Annotated in this window: 23 protein-coding genes; 18 read left to right on the plus strand and 5 right to left on the minus strand. The window is 47.4% G+C overall.

What is annotated here, in order from left to right:
* Positions 1–2 precede the first annotated feature (2 nt).
* The 4 genes from IPL17_RS24080 to IPL17_RS24095 all read left to right on the plus strand — a co-directional run bounded on the left by IPL17_RS24080 (position 3) and on the right by IPL17_RS24095 (position 4,515).
* Positions 3–1,766 carry a hypothetical protein gene (locus IPL17_RS24080; protein WP_345309633.1) on the plus strand — a complete coding sequence of 588 codons (1,764 nt, stop codon included), beginning with the start codon at positions 3–5 and terminating at the stop codon, positions 1,764–1,766.
* Between the two features lie 254 nt (positions 1,767–2,020).
* Positions 2,021–2,836 (plus strand): DUF559 domain-containing protein, encoded by an 816-nt coding sequence (locus IPL17_RS24085; RefSeq protein WP_345309634.1) that lies wholly within the window; start codon positions 2,021–2,023, stop codon positions 2,834–2,836.
* 92 nt (positions 2,837–2,928) lie between these two features.
* Entirely contained in the window at positions 2,929–3,435 is a 507-nt protein-coding gene (locus IPL17_RS24090; RefSeq protein ID WP_345309635.1) for a hypothetical protein, read from the plus strand.
* Positions 3,436–3,618: 183 nt separating this feature from the next.
* On the plus strand, positions 3,619–4,515 hold the full coding sequence (locus IPL17_RS24095; RefSeq protein ID WP_345309636.1) for a WD40 repeat domain-containing protein: 897 nt from the start codon (positions 3,619–3,621) through the stop codon (positions 4,513–4,515).
* 71 nt (positions 4,516–4,586) lie between these two features.
* Here the strand turns inward: IPL17_RS24095 and IPL17_RS24100 are convergent, their stop codons facing one another.
* Entirely contained in the window at positions 4,587–4,871 is a 285-nt protein-coding gene (locus IPL17_RS24100) for a hypothetical protein (RefSeq protein WP_345309637.1), read from the minus strand.
* 181 nt (positions 4,872–5,052) lie between these two features.
* Between IPL17_RS24100 and IPL17_RS24105 the strand changes: the two genes are divergently transcribed.
* Positions 5,053–5,322 (plus strand): hypothetical protein, encoded by a 270-nt coding sequence (locus IPL17_RS24105; RefSeq protein ID WP_345309638.1) that lies wholly within the window; start codon positions 5,053–5,055, stop codon positions 5,320–5,322.
* A 586-nt stretch (positions 5,323–5,908) separates the two neighbouring features.
* Here IPL17_RS24105 and IPL17_RS24110 read toward each other — a convergent pair.
* The 4 genes from IPL17_RS24110 to IPL17_RS24125 are packed head-to-tail and all read right to left on the minus strand — an operon-like array spanning position 5,909 to position 7,557.
* Positions 5,909–6,367 (minus strand): hypothetical protein, encoded by a 459-nt coding sequence (locus tag IPL17_RS24110; protein ID WP_345309639.1) that lies wholly within the window; start codon positions 6,365–6,367, stop codon positions 5,909–5,911.
* Between the two features lie 38 nt (positions 6,368–6,405).
* The gene (locus IPL17_RS24115) at positions 6,406–6,612 is read right to left on the minus strand and encodes a hypothetical protein (RefSeq protein ID WP_345309640.1); all 207 of its coding nucleotides are present in this window, start codon (positions 6,610–6,612) and stop codon (positions 6,406–6,408) included.
* A 46-nt stretch (positions 6,613–6,658) separates the two neighbouring features.
* Positions 6,659–6,790 (minus strand): hypothetical protein, encoded by a 132-nt coding sequence (locus IPL17_RS24120; protein ID WP_345309641.1) that lies wholly within the window; start codon positions 6,788–6,790, stop codon positions 6,659–6,661.
* Between the two features lie 50 nt (positions 6,791–6,840).
* Positions 6,841–7,557, minus strand: a complete 717-nt coding sequence (locus tag IPL17_RS24125; protein WP_345309642.1) for a hypothetical protein — start codon at positions 7,555–7,557, stop codon at positions 6,841–6,843.
* Between the two features lie 248 nt (positions 7,558–7,805).
* Between IPL17_RS24125 and IPL17_RS24130 the strand changes: the two genes are divergently transcribed.
* The 13 genes from IPL17_RS24130 (at position 7,806) to IPL17_RS24190 (ending at position 18,247) form a co-directional block, all read left to right on the plus strand.
* Positions 7,806–8,639 (plus strand): tyrosine-type recombinase/integrase, encoded by an 834-nt coding sequence (locus tag IPL17_RS24130; RefSeq protein ID WP_345309643.1) that lies wholly within the window; start codon positions 7,806–7,808, stop codon positions 8,637–8,639.
* A 377-nt stretch (positions 8,640–9,016) separates the two neighbouring features.
* Complete coding sequence (locus IPL17_RS24135) at positions 9,017–9,379, plus strand: response regulator (RefSeq protein ID WP_345309644.1); 363 nt, start codon at positions 9,017–9,019, stop codon at positions 9,377–9,379.
* On the plus strand, positions 9,379–9,687 hold the full coding sequence (locus IPL17_RS24140) for a response regulator (RefSeq protein ID WP_345309645.1): 309 nt from the start codon (positions 9,379–9,381) through the stop codon (positions 9,685–9,687). The genes IPL17_RS24135 and IPL17_RS24140 overlap by 1 nt, the downstream gene beginning before the upstream one ends.
* Positions 9,688–9,800: 113 nt before the next feature.
* On the plus strand, positions 9,801–10,136 hold the full coding sequence (locus IPL17_RS24145; RefSeq protein WP_345309646.1) for a hypothetical protein: 336 nt from the start codon (positions 9,801–9,803) through the stop codon (positions 10,134–10,136).
* Positions 10,137–10,410: 274 nt separating this feature from the next.
* Positions 10,411–10,701, plus strand: coding sequence for a hypothetical protein (locus tag IPL17_RS24150; RefSeq protein ID WP_345309647.1), 291 nt, complete (start codon positions 10,411–10,413; stop codon positions 10,699–10,701).
* Positions 10,702–10,735: 34 nt separating this feature from the next.
* The gene (locus IPL17_RS24155) at positions 10,736–11,086 is read left to right on the plus strand and encodes a HAMP domain-containing protein (RefSeq protein ID WP_345309787.1); all 351 of its coding nucleotides are present in this window, start codon (positions 10,736–10,738) and stop codon (positions 11,084–11,086) included.
* A gap of 12 nt (positions 11,087–11,098) precedes the next feature.
* Positions 11,099–11,467: a GAF domain-containing protein gene (locus tag IPL17_RS24160; protein ID WP_345309648.1), complete on the plus strand. Its 369-nt coding sequence runs from the start codon at positions 11,099–11,101 to the stop codon at positions 11,465–11,467.
* Between the two features lie 245 nt (positions 11,468–11,712).
* Positions 11,713–12,321, plus strand: a complete 609-nt coding sequence (locus IPL17_RS24165; RefSeq protein ID WP_345309649.1) for a GAF domain-containing protein — start codon at positions 11,713–11,715, stop codon at positions 12,319–12,321.
* Positions 12,318–13,412, plus strand: a complete 1,095-nt coding sequence (locus tag IPL17_RS24170; protein ID WP_345309650.1) for a GAF domain-containing protein — start codon at positions 12,318–12,320, stop codon at positions 13,410–13,412. The genes IPL17_RS24165 and IPL17_RS24170 overlap by 4 nt, the downstream gene beginning before the upstream one ends.
* Complete coding sequence (locus tag IPL17_RS24175; protein ID WP_345309651.1) at positions 13,370–13,564, plus strand: hypothetical protein; 195 nt, start codon at positions 13,370–13,372, stop codon at positions 13,562–13,564. The genes IPL17_RS24170 and IPL17_RS24175 overlap by 43 nt, the downstream gene beginning before the upstream one ends.
* Positions 13,561–15,141: a GAF domain-containing protein gene (locus IPL17_RS24180; protein WP_345309652.1), complete on the plus strand. Its 1,581-nt coding sequence runs from the start codon at positions 13,561–13,563 to the stop codon at positions 15,139–15,141. Before IPL17_RS24175 ends, IPL17_RS24180 begins: the two co-directional genes overlap by 4 nt.
* 46 nt (positions 15,142–15,187) lie before the next feature.
* Positions 15,188–16,816 carry a GAF domain-containing protein gene (locus tag IPL17_RS24185; protein ID WP_345309653.1) on the plus strand — a complete coding sequence of 543 codons (1,629 nt, stop codon included), beginning with the start codon at positions 15,188–15,190 and terminating at the stop codon, positions 16,814–16,816.
* A 42-nt stretch (positions 16,817–16,858) separates the two neighbouring features.
* Entirely contained in the window at positions 16,859–18,247 is a 1,389-nt protein-coding gene (locus IPL17_RS24190) for a GAF domain-containing protein (RefSeq protein ID WP_345309654.1), read from the plus strand.
* The last annotated feature ends 2 nt before the right edge of the window (positions 18,248–18,249 follow it).

The raw sequence follows: 18,249 nt of genomic DNA on the forward strand, positions 1-18,249 counted from the left end.
CCATGAAACACTTTCAATTTAAATTGTCTGTTCTCATTCTGGCAATGATTCTACTGGCGCAATTTTCGTCAGCGGCACAGGCTGATTCAAAAAAGATTGACGGATTTGGAATCGGCTCGGGAACACACCTGCGAGTAGGCACTACAGGGCTGTCTGCCGCGCTCGACGAACAGCAATGGATGGGCGTTCACTGGTCACGCGAAGATTTGCCGTGGGAGGAAGTGGAAGGGACGCGAGGAAACTTTCAGACCACCTACCCGTTCGACTATGGTTCGGGTATTTACGCACTGCGCGATTACAACATGTTATTAACTGAATCTGCCAAACGTGATATTCAAGTTGTTTTTATCCTTGGTGCCCGCGCGGGTTACATGGCTCCACGTGGCAGGGGAAACTATATTCCCACTCCCGATGAATTTCAGCAGCAATGGGAGGAGTACGTCACGTGGGCAGTTAACACGTTTGGCGATCAGGTTAGTGCCTGGGAGATTAATAACGAAATGAATTCGCGCATGTTTTGGGGCAAGGTAGTCAGCCCAACGCTGGATGGAAAAGTTGACCCCGACCCCGCATTTTATTATGAGCGCATTTTGCAACCCGCTTACAGAATTATCAAACAAAAAGATCCCAACGACATAATCATATTGGGGGGACTGGTAACAATTACCGACAGCGATTGCGCCACCAATCCTTTTGTTTATCTGGGGCAACTTCATGATCTCGGCGCGTGGAATTCGTTTGACGCGATTGGTTTTCATCCATATTGGGACACCAACCCTGAGGCTTTCATACAACGCGGCAAAGCCCATGATCCCAATACTGGCGCATGCATGGAAGGGATGACGGCGACCCGCAACCTAATCGGCGAAATGCGCGAAGCGCGAGATCTGGCAAACAAATTTGGCTCCAAACCTATCTGGGTCACAGAAATAGGCTGGAACGAAAGTTGGCTAGCGAGCCGTGCTGCGGAACGCGATACCTCAACAGACGTGATTGAAGCAGATTATCTGGTACGCACCTACGTTCCGCTATTATCGGAAAACGGAATCGATAAAATCTTTTGGTACACCCAGATAGAACATCCGCTTGCTACGAATGAGGATTTCAGATTAGGCAACAATGGCAAACAAGCCCTGCGCAACCTGTCCATTTTGCTGAATGGCGGGGAGGCGCTTGGACAGGTGCAGGGTCAAAATGACAAGGGAGGCGCGGCAGACGACGACGCATACGAATATCGTTTCAAGAACAATGGAAAAACCATCATCGTTGCATGGAAAGCCCGCGGCGGCGACGCCCCCCGCACGGTCTCCATACAAAACATCCCAACTGAATCTGTCCGCGTCTATCAAGCAGACGCTGCCGATATTTCCGATACGACAGGAAACGAACTTATAGTAGTTTCCAATTCCGTTAATGTTGACTTGACGGAACGTCCCGTTTTTATCGTCTTTGAAGAAACCAATGCGGCAAAAAAAGCCTGGGATGATTTTATAATAAATCTGGGCAAATGGTGGGACAAACAAAACGAAGCCATCCAACGCCAGATCAAGGAATGGCGGGATGAGCAAACTAAAAAACTGGCAGACTGGTTCGATCAATGGTGGGAAGATTTTCAAAAACAACTGGCAGACTGGTTCGAACAGCAGGCAATCGGCTTTCTGGAACAACTATGTAACGGCAGTGCTTTTATCCTCCCTTCGTTGGCAGTGATGATAGCAGTCTCAAGGAAACATCGCCACTCTGGCCACTGGGATGATGGGAAATAATTACACAGCGGAAGGAGTCTTGTGAAACGCTCTTTGCTCAAAGACCCGTCGGGTTAAAAAAACTATCAGGTCTCAAGGGAGTAAGAACTGGACGGCATGATCGCCCCCCTGCGGTCTCACCGAAAGCGAATTTGCCCACATCCTGTTCGCGTCTACCTTGCGAAGTCCCCGCAGGGGGAGCCGCGACGAAGGGTTCCCCCTCGTCGCTGAAGAAGTCAAATCCACCGCGATGGAAGAGTTTAGGAAGATAAATAATGCCGCGTAAAAAAGAAAACAAAGAACTTCTTGTTGCTTTATTACCAAAAAAATCAGCTCTCGATATTTTACGCACCGAGGGCTGGTATCACATTCCAGTCGAAAGTGCTCCCAAACGCTGGCCGCCTAAAGCGCTCGCATTTTATCAGGGCAAAGTATTCGGCGATCAAGAAGCCTACAAAATTCGTCACTTCGGGGAAGTGCAGAAAATAGAGATCGTTCCGCGCAAAGAATTATTCCCAGGCGACGAACAGAACGCCGCGAAAGCCAAAAAATTATACTATCGCATACAACTGGAAGAACTGCAAACAAGACCTGCGCCGATTGTCAGTTACCGCCCGCGCCGCCTCATCTTTATCCCCACCACCTTCGAGAAATTTGAAACTGCCTCGCAAATCAACGACCTATTCGATGACAGTCCGCTTGAAAATAGATTATGGAACGCGCTGAAATATATTGGCATACTCGCAGAACGCCAATGGAAGGTCGTCATTCAGGAAAAGAAATATTTTCTAGACTTCGCCATCTTTTGCAACAATGGCAAACTTGCGATCGAAACGGACGGCTACACCTATCACCATGACTCAAAAGCAAAAATTGATTATGACACCTGGCGTCGCAACGACATGGAACTGGATGACTGGCGCGCCTTGCACTACACCACCAAACAAGTCAAAGATAATTGGACACCATACTTAAGTCAGATTGAACAAAAGATCGCGCAATTAGGCGGCTTGGAAAATCCCGAAAATTTTGAAAGAAAAGTCGGCGATGATCAAGGAAAATATATTACAGACAGCGAAGAACCGTTATAAACCGTAGGGGCGCTGCATTGCTGCGCCCGCCCTTCTCCTCCGCCCGCCTCCCGCAAAAAAGATGATTAACCAAAAACCATAGTGGAGAAAATATGATGAAATCGCTAAAAGAACTGAAAGAACTCGTTACCGTAATCAGAGATCCGCTTGCCTTGGTGTGCGTTTTAGCTCTCATAATTTATGGAATAGCCAGTCTGGTGTTGGTCAGGGAACCAAACTTGTACCACGCCATCGTATCTGTGTTTGCATTTCTGGTTTTGGTTGTCATGCTTTGGCTGGTTCTACCAGGCATTAAGCCAAAAGGAAAAGACCTTCCACCCATGTCAAACTGTCGGATTGCATTGATAGGCAAACTGAAAACCGGAAATAATATCTTGATTAATACTGCAATACTCCTCAAAGCTCAGGTCGTTGAACTTTCTGCGCAGCCTCAAGTTGTCATTGGCAATCCGACCGGGGCAGATCAGAAACGTAAATTAACAGACATGCAAATAGATCCAACACCAGAGGCAAACTGGAACGCTTGGGTCGAAAGGGAGATCAATACTTATATATTCCCAAAGCGTTTGGTTCTTAACTCGTTTCAAAAGTCCCTTTAATTGGCAGAAAAACGATCCAAACAAAAGGCTCAAACGCTAACCGCTGAACAGATGCGCTCATGGATCGAAATCTCAAAATCCATCCCCGCGCCCGCTCTCCATCTGACCCCTGACACTTGACACTCCAATACCCGATACTTGACACATCAACACTTGACACCCTTAATAAGGAGAGAAAACACAATGACTTCGACCGCAGTATTTTTATTTTCCATTGTTTTTATTTGGACTATTCTAGCGTTCGTAATTAATAGGAATCGCACAAAAAAAGACAGCGAGCAGAAACAAAAGATGGCAAAAGCTTTGGAAGATAAAAGAAGGGCTGACAATAAAGAACATAGTAGACGCATGGAAGAATGGCATCAACGTGAAAGTGCGCGAAGGTTGCCATTCGATGCTGCTACAGAAAAATTTGTACAGAGTCGTTATCAGCCCGTACCATTTACATCAATAAAACCTGATAATCTTATTCGGTTGGTATCAAAAAACATTGGATCACATCCATACTTAAATAAGATGGATCTTATTGATGACCGCTGGCTTATCGTATTAACACTATCCCCCTTTGAAGATTGTCATCTGGGCGCATGGATCGTGTTTGACCTGTTGGAGAACCGTGACCCGCTAATCGAAAAATTTGAAAACTCTGCAGTTTATATAAACTGGATTGATGTTTTACCGGGAGGGCATTTACACTTTACTCGCGAATCTACAAATAATAATAACTATTATTGTTCTCTTTATGACTTAAACAACTGGACTTCATTCGAGAGGAATGTTTATTATGGTTTTCTTAAATATGAGATGGAATTTTCCAAGGAAAATGGGGTCAGGCGAATAATTAGTTTTAAATCAACTAGTGATGACGAAAGTTTAGATTCTAATCTTGGGCCAGGAGATTATGTCGTAACAAAAAGCGAGAATGGCTGGATGGACATATCCACAAATCAACCTGATGTGCCCCCATTTCGCCTGCATGCGCATCAAACAGATATTAATATCATACAATACTCCGCTAACGGAAGCTTTTTTTTCACAGCATCCATTGATGGAGAAATAAAACTTTGGTATGTTCAATAATAAAATATCAAAATGGGCAATCCTATAATTCCCATTCCACGTTTGCAGCGGGTCTCTGACCCGCTGCATTCCTACTCCCACCGCCTCGCCTTCTCCGCCGCCCGTATCTGTTCCCTGCTCTTCGTGATCATCTCCCGCGCCTTCGGCGTAATGAACAACGCCAGGTCGCGCTCACAAACATCAAACACCTGCAGCGCATAATCCACCACCAGCCTCAACCGCCGATTGTAGATCCTCAATGCGGTATTCTCGTCATGCAGCTCGCGCATACCCTGGCGCTCGGCTTCCAAATTCCTCACCGCCTCCGCCACATCATCACAACCAAGCATCCCCAGCAACTCCTCAATCCTATTCACACCTCGAGTCCTCCTTCCCCTAAATATCGGTGGTCGAGTAGCCGCGCTCTTGCACGGTGGTCGAGTAGCCGCGTTCTTGCACTTTGCAGCGTATCGAGACCTTGCGGCGTACCGAGACCCACCTGACACTCGACACTTCGACACTTGACACTTGACACTTCCACACTCAACCACCTGACACATGACACTCAATCATCAATCATCAATCATCAATCATCAATCATCATTCATCCTTTCCACTTTCCACCTCCTCGGCCTCAACCTCTTAAAGAACACCCTCTCCCAACCCTCCGACCCCATCACAGGGATGATCCTCTTAACCCGCACCTTCCTCTCCGAAGGCATCACCCGCGGAAACCCCAACGCCGCCCGCACCTCCACATTCGACGGGATTCGACGGCGACCTGAGTCGCCGATACTTTCATCACCATCAAAACATACGCATGATTGATCCCCAACTCCGCCGCCACCTTGCGCCACGTCCCCAATCGCTCATAAGCGCGGTAAAGCCCGCCCCGCACCTTCCCCAATATCTTTGCGTCCTTCGCCTCACTACGCATCACAACACCACTGGTAAACCTCTTACCAACCTACTTATTTGGTGGTCGAGTAGCCCCGCATCTTCTCGCGGGGCGTATCGAGACCTCCCTCCCCCAAATACCCGCGCCAGCGGTACGCGAAGCGGGGACACACCACACCTGATACTTGACACTCAAACACTTGACACTCAAACACTTGACACTCTCACACACTTGACACTCACACACTTAATCCTTCATCATTCATAATTAATCCTTTCATCCTTCGTAGTAGCAGTAGGGCAAAGTTCAACTCCCAAATCCTAAAAATGTTGCGTAATGAAGAAAGTCAAAAAAAATAAGTGCGAGACTTCCCCTTTCGAAAAAGGGGAAGTCAAGGGGAAGTCGGGGGAAACTCTCTACACAAAAGGGCAGCCTCCAGCCTCGACCATTCCGATCAACCGCCAAAAGGGGAAACGCCCTGGTTCCCCTGTAGTTCCCCCTTTGTTCCCCCATTATTTAATTTTTACATACGCAACTCAAAGCAACCGCATGATCGTGTTTCCTGCCCCTTCTTGGATACACGCACATAGGCAGAAACCGCACCGCGTCCAATTCTGCGTCATACGCATAGTAGTGATCCTCGTAAATATCAGGCAGCCCTTGAAATTCACGCACCAATTCCATCCACCCTGCCTCTGACCAATACCATACGCACATCATGCTCCGCTCCATATTGCTCAACAGCAAATAATGCAGCGCCTTCGACGTGCCGCGCAGGTTCGCGATTCCATCCATGATCGCGCCGTCCAAACGCATCACAGGCGCTGGCACCTCATGGCTGATAATGCGGATCACCTTCTCACGGTCTTCCTGCGAATAAGTTTGGGCGATCCCTCTACTCTGGTAATGCCACTCCCAATTCACAGCCCGCCTTCGATACATTTCATTGATGGATACTACAACTCGTTTAGCCATTTTGCACCTACCTATAAAAAGTTGCGGCGATATGCATCTTAAGCATTGATCCGTCCCTCCACTTCATCAAGCATATCCGCCATCATCGAACAACCGTCTTCCTTGGCTTCTTCCTTCGTCAAATGATCTTCACTCACCGCGCTCGACGTTCCCACCTTCACCAGCGCGTGATAAGTCCCATTCGGCGTGCGCCTCAAATCAATGGACCATTCGATCCCATTCGTCTTACCGCTCAACTCAGGCATGGATTACCTCCTTCCGGGGCGTGGATACCATCCACGCCCCGATCTTCTAGTTTGGAACGACACGTGTCGTTTCATTTTCCACAGCCCTGCCCTGTTTTTGGGCAAGGGTGCGATCCAGCCGCCAGTAAAACAGCCTGTGAGCATCACAACAATACTTGGTCTTTTCCTGTGTGGTCACAAACGGCTCACCGCAGCGGCATTGTTTCTTGATCTTTGGACGACGACCCGTTAACTCTCGCCCTCGTCCAATTGCCCCAAAGGGACTTTCGCTTCCTTCGTGACAAACGGGGCGGGCGCGGGAATGGAAGCCTGCCCGGACCCAAAATGTTTCGGCGTCTTGCGATAGCGTTCGGGCGAATACCGCTCCCGCACATCCTCGGTCGCGATGGCGGCGATCACATCCTCCCCCTCGACTGAATCGATGAACGCCTCACGCTTGCTTGCCAGCTTCTTTGCGAACCGCGCATCGGCATCCCGTTCATCTGCCTGCAATTTATGATCAGGGTCAAGCAGAAAGACCGTACCCCATGCAAAGATCGTGTAAATGATCGAAGCCACCGAGAACGGCTCATACAGCACGACCCATTCAGGCGCGTCGTAATTGCTGTACTTCGCCAGCATCGAAACGAACGAGACCACCGTATTAACGCAGATGATCGCCATCTCCACGTAATACAGAACCGTTGTCACTTTCCGATGATCCTTTGTGATCGCCCAATGGTGCAGCGCATACGGAAACGCCAGCATCGAACCGCCGACCATCACGCCCGCCACCGTCATCACCGTCCGCGTAAAATACGCGTCCGCCGGAAAAGCCAGCAGGATGAAACTAATGAACAACATCGAAGCCGCGATCACTCCGCCGATATAAACAGCCGTCGAAAAACCACGCGCGGTATCTCGATTCTTTTCAAACTTTCCGTCATAATCACTTAAACTACTCATGTTCTGTACTCTCCTTGTTTTTTCAAAAATTCGTTAGAATACAAAAGCGGACCGTTAACACGGGCGCTCCAGCCCTGCCATGTGCGTCGATTCGTGGTCTATCACATGGCAGGGTAAAACCTTACAAACTAAATAAGCATCACCACCTTTCGAGGATCTGTATAACCCGCCGCGTCAACGGCAGGAATAAACGGGAGAGTACTTCACACCCCACCCGATCATTACACTTTATTGAAGGAGAAATTCGGATGGACATCTCGATCGAAAACTTCCTATCTTCGCACCCCTACGCGGAGACCACCAAACGCACCTACACGGACATACTTCGCAGGCTGATCAACCACGAGCCTCAAAGTCTTACAGCTACAACCTTGCTCGAATTTATAAATTCACAAAATTGGGGAAATGCGCGTTCATGTGTTGCCCTGGCAGCCTCGCAAAAATATTTAGCCTGGGCATACGGGATAAACCATCCCGCCCTTGCCGCTCGCCTCAAACGCATCGCGGGCAAGCCGCAACGCGCTTTGTCCATCGAAACCGTAAAGATCCTTCTCGCTTCGTTCAACACCCAAACCAAAAAGGGAGCGCGTGATCTGGCGATCGCCGCCCTTGCGCTTGACACCGGCCTCAGATGTTCCGAACTATGCAGACTCCAGCAAGCGGACACGGACACCGAGCACAAATCCCTGCAGGTGATCGTCAAAGGCGGACAATGGCGGGCAGCCGTCTTCAGCGATGAAACCGCCGCCTATATCGAACGATGGAAAGATTTTAGGAAAACCATCAACCCCAAAGGTGAACTGTTTTGCAACATTCAAACAGGCCAAAAGCTAACCCCCGAAGGTCTAAACACGATCGTCAAAGAGTGGGGCAAAAAGATTAACATCAAACTCTCACCCCACGACCTCCGCCGATCCTTCGCCGTCCTCGCCACCGAAGCCGGGGCGCCAGAGCGCATCATCATGGAAGGCGGACGCTGGTCCAACAGCGCAATGATCCAACGCTACACCCGCACCCTCAAACTGGAATCGATGCGAAAGTATCTCCCGATCTCCACTGTAGAACAAAATATTCTCAAGTAGGTTTTTTAATCGTCCTATACCAACGTCTACAAGCGCGGCAAGCGCTATTCTGACCAGGCGGAGAGCCTCCAACCCCCTAATTATTGCATCCTCTCACCGCCACTTTCGCGACTTTTTGCCCAAACCGTATCATTCCTAGAATGTGATTTATAATTGGGCCAACCTTCCGCGGAAACACAGAACGCTTGCTTCCCAAGCAAGATATCGTGAGTTCGAATCTCATCACCCGCTCAAGTTAAATCGAGGCGAGGCAGCCTCGATTTTTTATAAAAGGTTTTGTAAGGTTGCTGTTATGCGGGTGCTTTTACCTAACAAGTAGAATTCAATACGGAGAAAGTCCGCCATGATGCCAAATCTAGATAAAGGCAACATCTTATATGTTGAAGACAATCCAGACAACAGAAGCTTGGTACGCAGGGTGCTTAACTCCGGAAGGCTATTCTGTAATAGAAGCGATTAACGCAAAGCAAGCATTGGAAAAACTTGAGGGCGGAGAGATTGATCTGATCTTGATGGACATCAACATGCCTGATATGGATGGTTATATATTAACTTCCAAAATCAAGGCAATTGAAAAATTTTCAACAATTCCCATTGTGGCGGTAACTGCGAATGTTATGCGCGGAGATCGCGAAAAATCACTTCAAGCGGGATGCAATGGTTATATACAAAAGCCGATCGATGTTGACACCCTTGCCCAGCAGATTGAACGATTTATGATAAGGAGCAACAATGTCTGATGAAACACCTGCTGTTTCTGACACGCAGCCAATCCGTAAGCCAAATATTCCTAACGACGGCAGTATTGGTAGTGGAAGATAATGTTTCAAATTTCGTGTTGATCGCACGTATGCTCGGTTATCTGGGAATCCATTGTGAATGGAAAACTTCGGGATATGAGGTCGTCGAGTATGCAGACACCCTTCCACGCCTTGATCTGATCCTGATGGACATTCGTCTTCCCTATGAAGATGGTTATGGCGCGCTGAAAAAGATCCGCGCTTCTGAGCGATTCCAAAACAGTACCCATTATTGCAGTAACGGCTGAGGCCAGCCCTGAACAAATGAAAAAGCCATAGCCAGCAAAAAAGATTTAAGGGCAGTCTGACAGGCACGCTTGTAAGAACGCTCCTTATATTTACTTTTATTCCACTTGCCTTAATGGCTGGAATGGCGTATTTTCGTGCGCGAGGACTTCTGCGGGAACAAGCAATTACACAATCACAAAACCTTTTAACTAATCAACTTAAGTTAATAGATCGCGAAATCAAACAAAGAGAAGCTCTGCTTGCAAATCAGATTGAAAATGAGGACTTTAGGGCTCTGATCGAACTTGGATTACACGCAAATCCGATGAACGACCAGTTTGACGTCATCCAAAACGACTTCATTAAAGAATTTCAAAGGATGAATACACAGGAAGGCACCCTGTATTCGATCAATTCTTTTAATGGACAAAAGGAAATATCAAACTGGCAAGTAACGAGAGCTGGCTGAGGAAATCGATAATTTCGAATATTTTCAATCCGGTAGAAGAGAATCATTCGAGTGCGTTATACGGGCTATCGCCGATTTACGAAGATCATTTCTTACTTGTTACCGCATTGAACTATCAAACAGCCGGTGGAGGTTCAACACTTGGTGCGTTAGTGGGGATCACGGAAAAAATAACCTACTGGAACTAATTCAGCCTCTCAACGGTATATCTCCACTCGCAAGCACTTATTTTCTTCTTTCAACCGACCAATTTATCTACGTCAACCCAAACACCATGGAGTTCACCCTTGTCAACTCCTCGTCCCCCAGCAGCGAACTTAAATCAAAACTGACCGAGTTAATGTTTACACAGCAGGCACAGCCTGAATCAATGGACACAACTGCGCCCAATGGTGATGCAGTGCTGGCACAACTTCAATGGTTTCCGTCAATGCAGACAGGCATTGTCCTTGAAGTAAATGCGGCTGATATTTATGGTCAAATAGCAAGTCTCGCCCCGTTCACCATTCTCCTTGTTTTGGGAACATTGGCCGCAACCGGCGTCGTATTGAGCTTGGGGAGTTAATAGAATTATCAGACCACTACGCTCATTATCTGAAATCACCAGCAAATTTGCCGAAGGAGATTGGGATCAACGAGCGAAAGTTTTGAGCGAAGACGAAGTCGGCTTGCTCGCAGACTCTTTCAACAACATGGCAGAGGAACTCAGCAGCACGTATCGCTCCTTGGAAGAAAAAGTGGATGAGCGTACACGGCAGATCCGCACTGCTGCAGAGGTGGCCCAAAACATCACAACCATATCCGACCTTGACGAAATGCTCGCCAAAACAGCAGAATTACTCGTTAAACAATTTGAATTTTATCAAGCGAGTATTTTCCTGATGGATCGTGGCGGAAGATATATAGAGTTCAAAGCCGGGCTTTGGATCCGCTACCGAAGGACTGATTGATAAAAATACAGATTGGAAGTTGGATCAGAATCCATCGTCGGCTGGGTAAGCGCAAATAATCAGCCGCGAGTTGCTTCTGATATTTTGGTTGATCCGCTTCACTTGAAGAGCGAACTGCTTCCAGAGACCCGCTCCGAAGCCTGCGTTCCCATCTCGATCGGGAATTTGGTGCTGGGGGCATTGGATGTACAAAGCATAAAGGAAGGCGCTTTCACAGGGACTGAAACCCTTGTCATGCTTCGCACTCTGGCTAGCCAGATCGCTGCGTCGATACAAACGATCGGCCTCGTCGAAACCAGCCACATCAATTTTGAAGAACTTGAAAGGCTCTATCGCTCAAGCCGTTTGATAGCAAAGCGGTCAGCGAAACCGAGATATTAAGAATAGGCGGGCAAATCGTCGAACAAGCCCCCTACCCCGTCATTGTTTTCCGTACAACAGAAGATGGTCAACTTGAAATCATCTCGTCAGCCGACTCGACCAGAGCACAATCACCCATTCCCGGATTGCCAAAGTATATCAATGCGAATATTGATGAAATTAATGATTACCTGTCACGCAGTACCGTTATAACTGAAACAAGACAGCTCAATATTCCGAGACCATTCACCAACATTCTTAATAAAATGGAATTAGATCATATCGCATTCCTGCCGATCCGAAAACATGATACCTTGATGGCTATCATCATGCTTGGGTCAAGAAAACGGGTGATCACCAGCGCTTCCATACAACCATATGGAAACCTGGCGGACCTAATCTCGATCACACTCGAAAAAGCAGACGCGATCCAAAAAACAGAACGGCACCTTAGCGAAATGGAATCGCTGGCATCCATCAATGAATTAATTTCAGAAACATCAGACCTTCAAAGTTTTTTTCAAGCACTGCTTGCCAAGATCCATCAAATCATTGGCAAGTTCAGCTTAATCGTCGCTTTGTACGATGAAGTAAGCAACACAATCAGCATCCCGTTCAGTTATGAAGATGGTCAGACCACATCGATAGAATCCTTCCCACTTGGAGAAGGTTTGACCTCGATCTTACTAAACACAAAACAGCCATTAATGCTCGTGGAAGATGTGGAACGCAAAGCGCTTGACCTAGGAGCCAAAGTGTCAGGCAAACTCCCACAGTCCTGGATGGGCGCACCCATGTTCGTTCAAAACAAGCCCATCGGCGCATTGATCATCCAGGACAATGAAAAGAGCATGCCTTTGATAAATCCAACTTGAAATTTTTCACCACCCTTGCGGGTCAAGTGGCAGGGGTGATCAATAATGTTCGGTTACTGGATGAAAGCCAGCGGAAAGCGTTGCAACTGGAAACTGCGGCAGAAATCGCGCGCGATATTAGCGGTTCGCTAAACCTGGATGAGCTATTGATAAAATCCGTCAACTTCATTCGTGAAAGATTTGAGTTCTATCACGCAGCCATCTTTTTACGCGACCTGTCAGGAGAATTCGCAATGATCCGCGAGGCGAGTGGCGAGGCCGGGGCGCAAATGAAACGCGCTGGCTATAAGATCGCGATCGGCTCAAAATCCATTGTCGGCTTTGTAAGCAGCAATGGCGAACAGCTCATCGTGAACGACACGACGAAAGACGCCACGTACTACGCAAATCCGATTCTTCCGGATACCCGTGCCGAAGCCGCCATTCCGCTAAAGGTGGGAGAGCGTATTCTTGGGGTGCTGGACATTCAAAGTATCAAAGCTTACGCATTTTCTGAAGATAATTTACGAAGCCTGCAGATCCTTGCAGATCAACTTGCCATAGCAGTGGTGAATACAGAACTCTTTGCCGAGACCCAGGAACATCTATCTCAACACAGACTCCTGCACCATATCACCACAACCGCCGCATCTGGCACAACACTCGAAGAAGCGCTGGAAAGCGCAGTGAAAGGATTGCAAGTTACGCTTGGAGGCGACCGAGTCATGATCCTCCTTACGGACCGTGAAAAGAAGATGCTTGAAGTAAAAGCATCCATGGGATATGCTGAAGATATTATGACTCTACAGATCCCCATTGGAAGCGGAGTGACCGGTTGGGTTGCCGCGCACAGGCGATCTCTTCGCCTGTCAAACGTGATCGAAGATCCGCGTTATATTCAAACCAGCCCAAATACACGCTCAGAACTAGCTGTTCCACTGATCTATCGAAACGAGCTGCTGGGCGTCTTGAACGTGGAAAGCGAGCAAATTGACGACTATACTGAGAACGACGAGGAAATGATTGGTACGCTTGAGGAAGTCTGGCGGCCATCATTGCAAACGCCCGTTTGCTGGAACAGATCCGTTTACAGGCGGAGCGTGAACGCGTAATCTTCGAAGTGACCAGCAATATTCGGAGATCAACGGACATTCAATCGATTTTAATGACCACGGCAAGCGAGCTGACAAGAGTCACCGGCGCGCGCTACGCAAAGATCCAAATCAACCCGTTGAGCGACGCCAAACAGGAAGATAAGCAATGATGGAAAGCCGTCTTTCTAAAAACTCAGCCGAAACGACGCGCTTGTTTTACAGAAATTGGCGCGAGCGATTCGCGATCCCCTTACTGGTCGGCGTACTAATACTGGGAAGCATTGCATTAATTCCCGCGCTAAGGGGTTCAGCCAGCACGGTCGTTGACGCAGTCTTTATAACCGTCTATGTATTAACGGGAATTGTTACTATCGTGCGCTTTTCATATGCGGTACGAATGAGCGTATTTCTGCTTAGCATTTATGTACTTGGAATCAGTGAATTAATTTTATACGGCATTTTAGGAGATGGTTTATTCTTCTTCCTGGGCTTAATCATTTTTTCAACCATGCTGCTTTCGCCGCGCGCTGGAATCGCGGCTCTTATTCTAAATATCTTAACCTTTTCAGTATTTGGATGGCTCATGTTAAGCGGGCGGGTGACCCCACTAAACCAATCTGTATTGCCGTCCAAAATAGATGATTGGGTAAGCGCGGGGGTGGTCCTCTCCATGTTTGGACTTGTCATTATTATTGGTTTTCAACGTTTAGAGCAGGAGTTTCTCGAATCGCAAAAACAAATTGATATAACTTTGAACGATCTTAAAAACGAACGCACGAACCTGGAGAATAAAGTATTCGAACGAACCGTTCAACTTGGAAAAATAAATAAAATCGGACGCGCAGTTACTGCCATTCTAGACCCGGATGAACTTCTCAAACAAGCTGCCCATCTCATTGAAGTCGAATTTGACTGCTATTACACCGCCTTCTTCCTGCTTGATCTCTCCGAACATTGGGCCGATTTGAAAGAGGCAACTGGCGAAGCTGGAAGGATATTGCGCGAAAACAAGTACCGCTTGGATGTCGACGGAAAATCTGCGGTCAGCGTTGCAATACGTACAAAGCAGGCTTATATCGTCCAGGAAGCCGGGACAAAAGCCGCCCGTCCTGACAATCCCCTGCTGCCTTATTCCCGCTCCCAAATCGCGATGCCGCTAATCGTCGGCGATACAGTCCTGGGCGCTTTGGAAATGCACGCAACTAAAGCAAACGCGTTCTCTCCGCAAGACATTGAAGCATACCAGAACATGGCTAATGAAATAGCTATCGCACTTGAAAACTCCCGCTTGTTTTTGCGCGGACAACAAAGCCTTTCTGAAATGCGCGCCACTCAACGGCAATATCTTCAGGGAGCCTGGCAATCCCTCACAGACCATCGCAGATTGGATTATGCCCTTGGAGATAATGACTCGGACGACAACAAGGAGATTAAAATTCCGCTTGTATTGAGGGATCAAATTATCGGACAGGTCTATCTTGAGAATTCTGCAGAATGGAGTCCGGAGCAGAAAACCTTGATCGAATCCATCACAACGCAAGCATCGCTTGCGTTGGAAAATGCCCGCCTTGTGGAGGAAAGTCAATCCATTGCGGCTCGTGAGAAACTGGCAAATGAACTCATCACCAAGATTTGGGCATCCACAAATATGGACAATATCCTGCAAACCACCGTTCGTGAACTCGGGCGCTCACTCGAAGCCTCGGAAGTGGTAATCGAAGTTTCAATGGGGACAGAAGATGAATAGTGATTTGCGATCTTACGCAGCTGATCAGCGGCAGGACCATCAGTCAATGGCTTTTGATTACAAAAGCTGGCGCAATGGATTTATCTTAATCATTCTACGCCTGGCCTGTGTGTTGGGACTCGGCCTGTTGGCATTCTCACTGCCAAACGCAACATCAAACGATCTTGTTTTATTTATCAGCCTGTATTCTGTTCTGTTCCTGGTAACTATTTTCCCAGCCCCATATACGGCTCGCGCCATTATATTGTTATTGATGATCTACGCAATAGGAACAAACGCCATTCTCGCGTGGGGGCCGTGGCTTGATGGCAACGTATTTTTTGTTGCATTGATCATCTTATCCGGCTTGCTATTCGATCAACGTATTGACATCCTTGCTGTGTTCATCAGCATTTTTACGTTCGCAACAATAGGAATCATGCAGCAACTGGGAAAGTATCATTTTAGTGCGCCAGGCGTGCCAACCACCACGCCATTGGACTGGATCGCGTATACAGTGAATTTTTCCGTACTTAGTGTGATCCTTGTCATTGCAATTGCTCGATTTAAAAACGAATTTGCGCGTATTGTAGGTCAGACTCAAAGTATGTTCCAGACCCTGATTGCCGAACGAAGCCAATTGGAAAACAAGGTACGCGAGCGCACCGAAGAGTTGGAAGCGCAAACCAATCAATTGCGCACATCAACCACTGTTGCCAGAACCATTGCCGAGATTCAGGATGTTTCCATGCTATTGGGGGCGGTGACAGATCAAATTTCTGAAAAATTTGAGTACTATCATGTTGGACTGTACATTTTAGATGAACAGAAAAAAATTGCATTTTTGCAGGCAGCCTCCTCCACAATCGGCAAGCAGCTTATTGGCCAGGGGTTTCGCGTCGAATCAGACCGGCGGAACGCCCTCAATAAAGTCGTCGAGCTGAACAGGGCTGAGATCACATCTGATATTGAAGACCCAAATTTTATTCGCGATCCAAACTTCCCAATTACACGGTCAAGAATGATGCTCCCTCTCGCGGTACGGGGCAACGTGATCGGAGTGTTGGACTTGCATTCAGATCAGCCAAAGGCTTTTGGCACGCAGGATGCAGAAATACTGCAAACACTCGCTGATTTGGCGGCGATTTCCTTTGATAATGCCCGATTGCTAAATGAAACAAAGAACCTTGTAAATCAATTGGAAGTTAACACCTCATTCCAGACACGTAAAACTTGGTTAAAACTCACAACCCGCCAAAAACCAGCATATCAATATACGCCCGCTGGTGTACGACCTCTTTTCTCCAAAGACAAGGTTAATATCGAGGGGATGCTCGTACCGTTGGTTTTGTATGGCGAAACAATCGGCACGATCAAATTAAAGAGAAAAGGTGGAATATCCGAATGGTCTGATCGTGAGCGTTTATTAGTTGAGAAAATTGCCGACCAGGTGGCGCTCGCTCTGGAAAACAGCCGATTGGTGGAGGAAGCTCAAAAAAGTGCCTTGCGCGACCAGATGATCGCAAACATTTCAACCCGGGTTCGCGAAACTCTTGATGTAGAATCGGTGATCCGCACAGCTGCAACCGAACTAAGAAGGGTCTTCGATCTAAAAGAAGCGGAAATTAACATTGGACCGCATCAACCAGAATCCGGGGCTGTTCGGAAAAACGCGAACTTTTTGCGTTTGAAATAAGGAATTTATTGATCTATGGCTTTGGAGAAGAACCCTACCCGCATGAAAATCAGCGAGACACAGCGATACGCCTTGATTGGCGCATCGTTTGGATTCTTATTTCCCATCGCCGGAACTTTTTTGAAATTAGTGCTTTCTCAATTGCCGTTACAAATTTCTTCCGTAATTATTATCCAGCGTACTGAACCGCTCTTATGGTTGATCGATACCGCCCCTCTATTTCTCGGTCTATTTGCCGGATACGCCGGCTTCAAACAGGATATGCTCCTAACTAGCAATAAAGAGCTAAGTAATCGCGAACACGATTTGAAAATATATCAGACAAATCTTGAAGAACGCGTCAAAGAACGGACCAATGAGATCGAACACCGCAGTCGTTTATTAAGAGCGGCGGCAGATGTCGGCAAGAACATTACTTCATACCGCAATCTTTCTGAACTTTTACAACAAACGACGCACCTCATCCGTGATAATTTTGGTTATTACCACATTGGCATCTTTCTACTGGATGAACGCAAGGAATACGCAGTTTTAGTCGCGGCAAACAGTGCTGGCGGACAGCGCATGCTGGAAAAAAACCACAAACTTAAAATAGGAGAAACTGGCATTGTTGGGTATGTGACAGAAACCGTCAAAGCGCGCATCGCACTGGACGTTGGAAAAGATGCAACCTACTTCGACAATCCAGACCTTCCGCTGACCCGCTCCGAAATGGCACTCCCGCTTGTTGCAAGCGGTCAAATTCTCGGCGCATTGGATGTCCAAAGCACCGAATCGCAGGCATTCACAGAGGAGGATATCTCCACTTTGCAGATCATGGCCGAACAACTTGCGATCGCCATTCAGAATGCGAACTTATTCAGTGAGACCGAAAAGGCTTTGGAATCTTCGAAGGTTCTCTTCGGCGATGTCAGTCGTGAAGCATGGGGCAAAATTTTGCAAAATCAGGCGGGGATTGATTATCTTGCCACATCACCGGGCACAGTTCAAATTAACGCCGAAAAACTTGAGCCGAACATTGCCAAGGCAGTCGAAACTGGCGATATCATAATTGGCAGCGACAATTTAACGGTTACAGTGCCAGTCAAAATACGCGGACTCATCATTGGCGCCATTCGGTTAAAGAAAAATGAAATTTCAGAAGCATGGACACAGGAAGAAATCAATCTTGCGATCGCATTATCAGAACAATTAAGTGGAGCCTTGGAAAGCGCGCGTCTATACAAAGAATCCCAGCAGCGGGCCGCACGCGAATCGCTGGTTTCGGATATTTCCGCACGAATCAGTGCCTACTCAAACACGGAAACCATTATGCGCGAGACAGTTCTGGAGCTTGGTCAGACCATTGGAAATGCTTCTGTCTCATTTCAATTATTGGAAAATATGGGAGAGTCAAGCAACTCCAATGATAATAAAAAGGCGAGAGAATAAAG

It is taken from the genome of Candidatus Villigracilis saccharophilus, assembly GCF_016711665.1.

Coding starts and splice junctions, on each gene's coding strand:
- IPL17_RS24080 (WP_345309633.1), top strand. CDS start 3: ATGAAACACTTTCAATTTAAATTGTCTGTTCTCATTCTGGCAATGATT.
- IPL17_RS24085 (WP_345309634.1), top strand. CDS start 2,021: ATGCCGCGTAAAAAAGAAAACAAAGAACTTCTTGTTGCTTTATTACCA.
- IPL17_RS24090 (WP_345309635.1), top strand. CDS start 2,929: ATGATGAAATCGCTAAAAGAACTGAAAGAACTCGTTACCGTAATCAGA.
- IPL17_RS24095 (WP_345309636.1), top strand. CDS start 3,619: ATGACTTCGACCGCAGTATTTTTATTTTCCATTGTTTTTATTTGGACT.
- IPL17_RS24105 (WP_345309638.1), top strand. CDS start 5,053: ATGACACTCAATCATCAATCATCAATCATCAATCATCAATCATCATTC.
- IPL17_RS24110 (WP_345309639.1), bottom strand. CDS start 6,367: ATGGCTAAACGAGTTGTAGTATCCATCAATGAAATGTATCGAAGGCGG.
- IPL17_RS24115 (WP_345309640.1), bottom strand. CDS start 6,612: ATGCCTGAGTTGAGCGGTAAGACGAATGGGATCGAATGGTCCATTGAT.
- IPL17_RS24125 (WP_345309642.1), bottom strand. CDS start 7,557: ATGAGTAGTTTAAGTGATTATGACGGAAAGTTTGAAAAGAATCGAGAT.
- IPL17_RS24130 (WP_345309643.1), top strand. CDS start 7,806: ATGGACATCTCGATCGAAAACTTCCTATCTTCGCACCCCTACGCGGAG.
- IPL17_RS24135 (WP_345309644.1), top strand. CDS start 9,017: ATGTTGAAGACAATCCAGACAACAGAAGCTTGGTACGCAGGGTGCTTA.
- IPL17_RS24140 (WP_345309645.1), top strand. CDS start 9,379: ATGAAACACCTGCTGTTTCTGACACGCAGCCAATCCGTAAGCCAAATA.
- IPL17_RS24145 (WP_345309646.1), top strand. CDS start 9,801: ATGGCTGGAATGGCGTATTTTCGTGCGCGAGGACTTCTGCGGGAACAA.
- IPL17_RS24150 (WP_345309647.1), top strand. CDS start 10,411: ATGGAGTTCACCCTTGTCAACTCCTCGTCCCCCAGCAGCGAACTTAAA.
- IPL17_RS24165 (WP_345309649.1), top strand. CDS start 11,713: ATGGAATTAGATCATATCGCATTCCTGCCGATCCGAAAACATGATACC.
- IPL17_RS24180 (WP_345309652.1), top strand. CDS start 13,561: ATGATGGAAAGCCGTCTTTCTAAAAACTCAGCCGAAACGACGCGCTTG.
- IPL17_RS24185 (WP_345309653.1), top strand. CDS start 15,188: ATGGCTTTTGATTACAAAAGCTGGCGCAATGGATTTATCTTAATCATT.
- IPL17_RS24190 (WP_345309654.1), top strand. CDS start 16,859: ATGAAAATCAGCGAGACACAGCGATACGCCTTGATTGGCGCATCGTTT.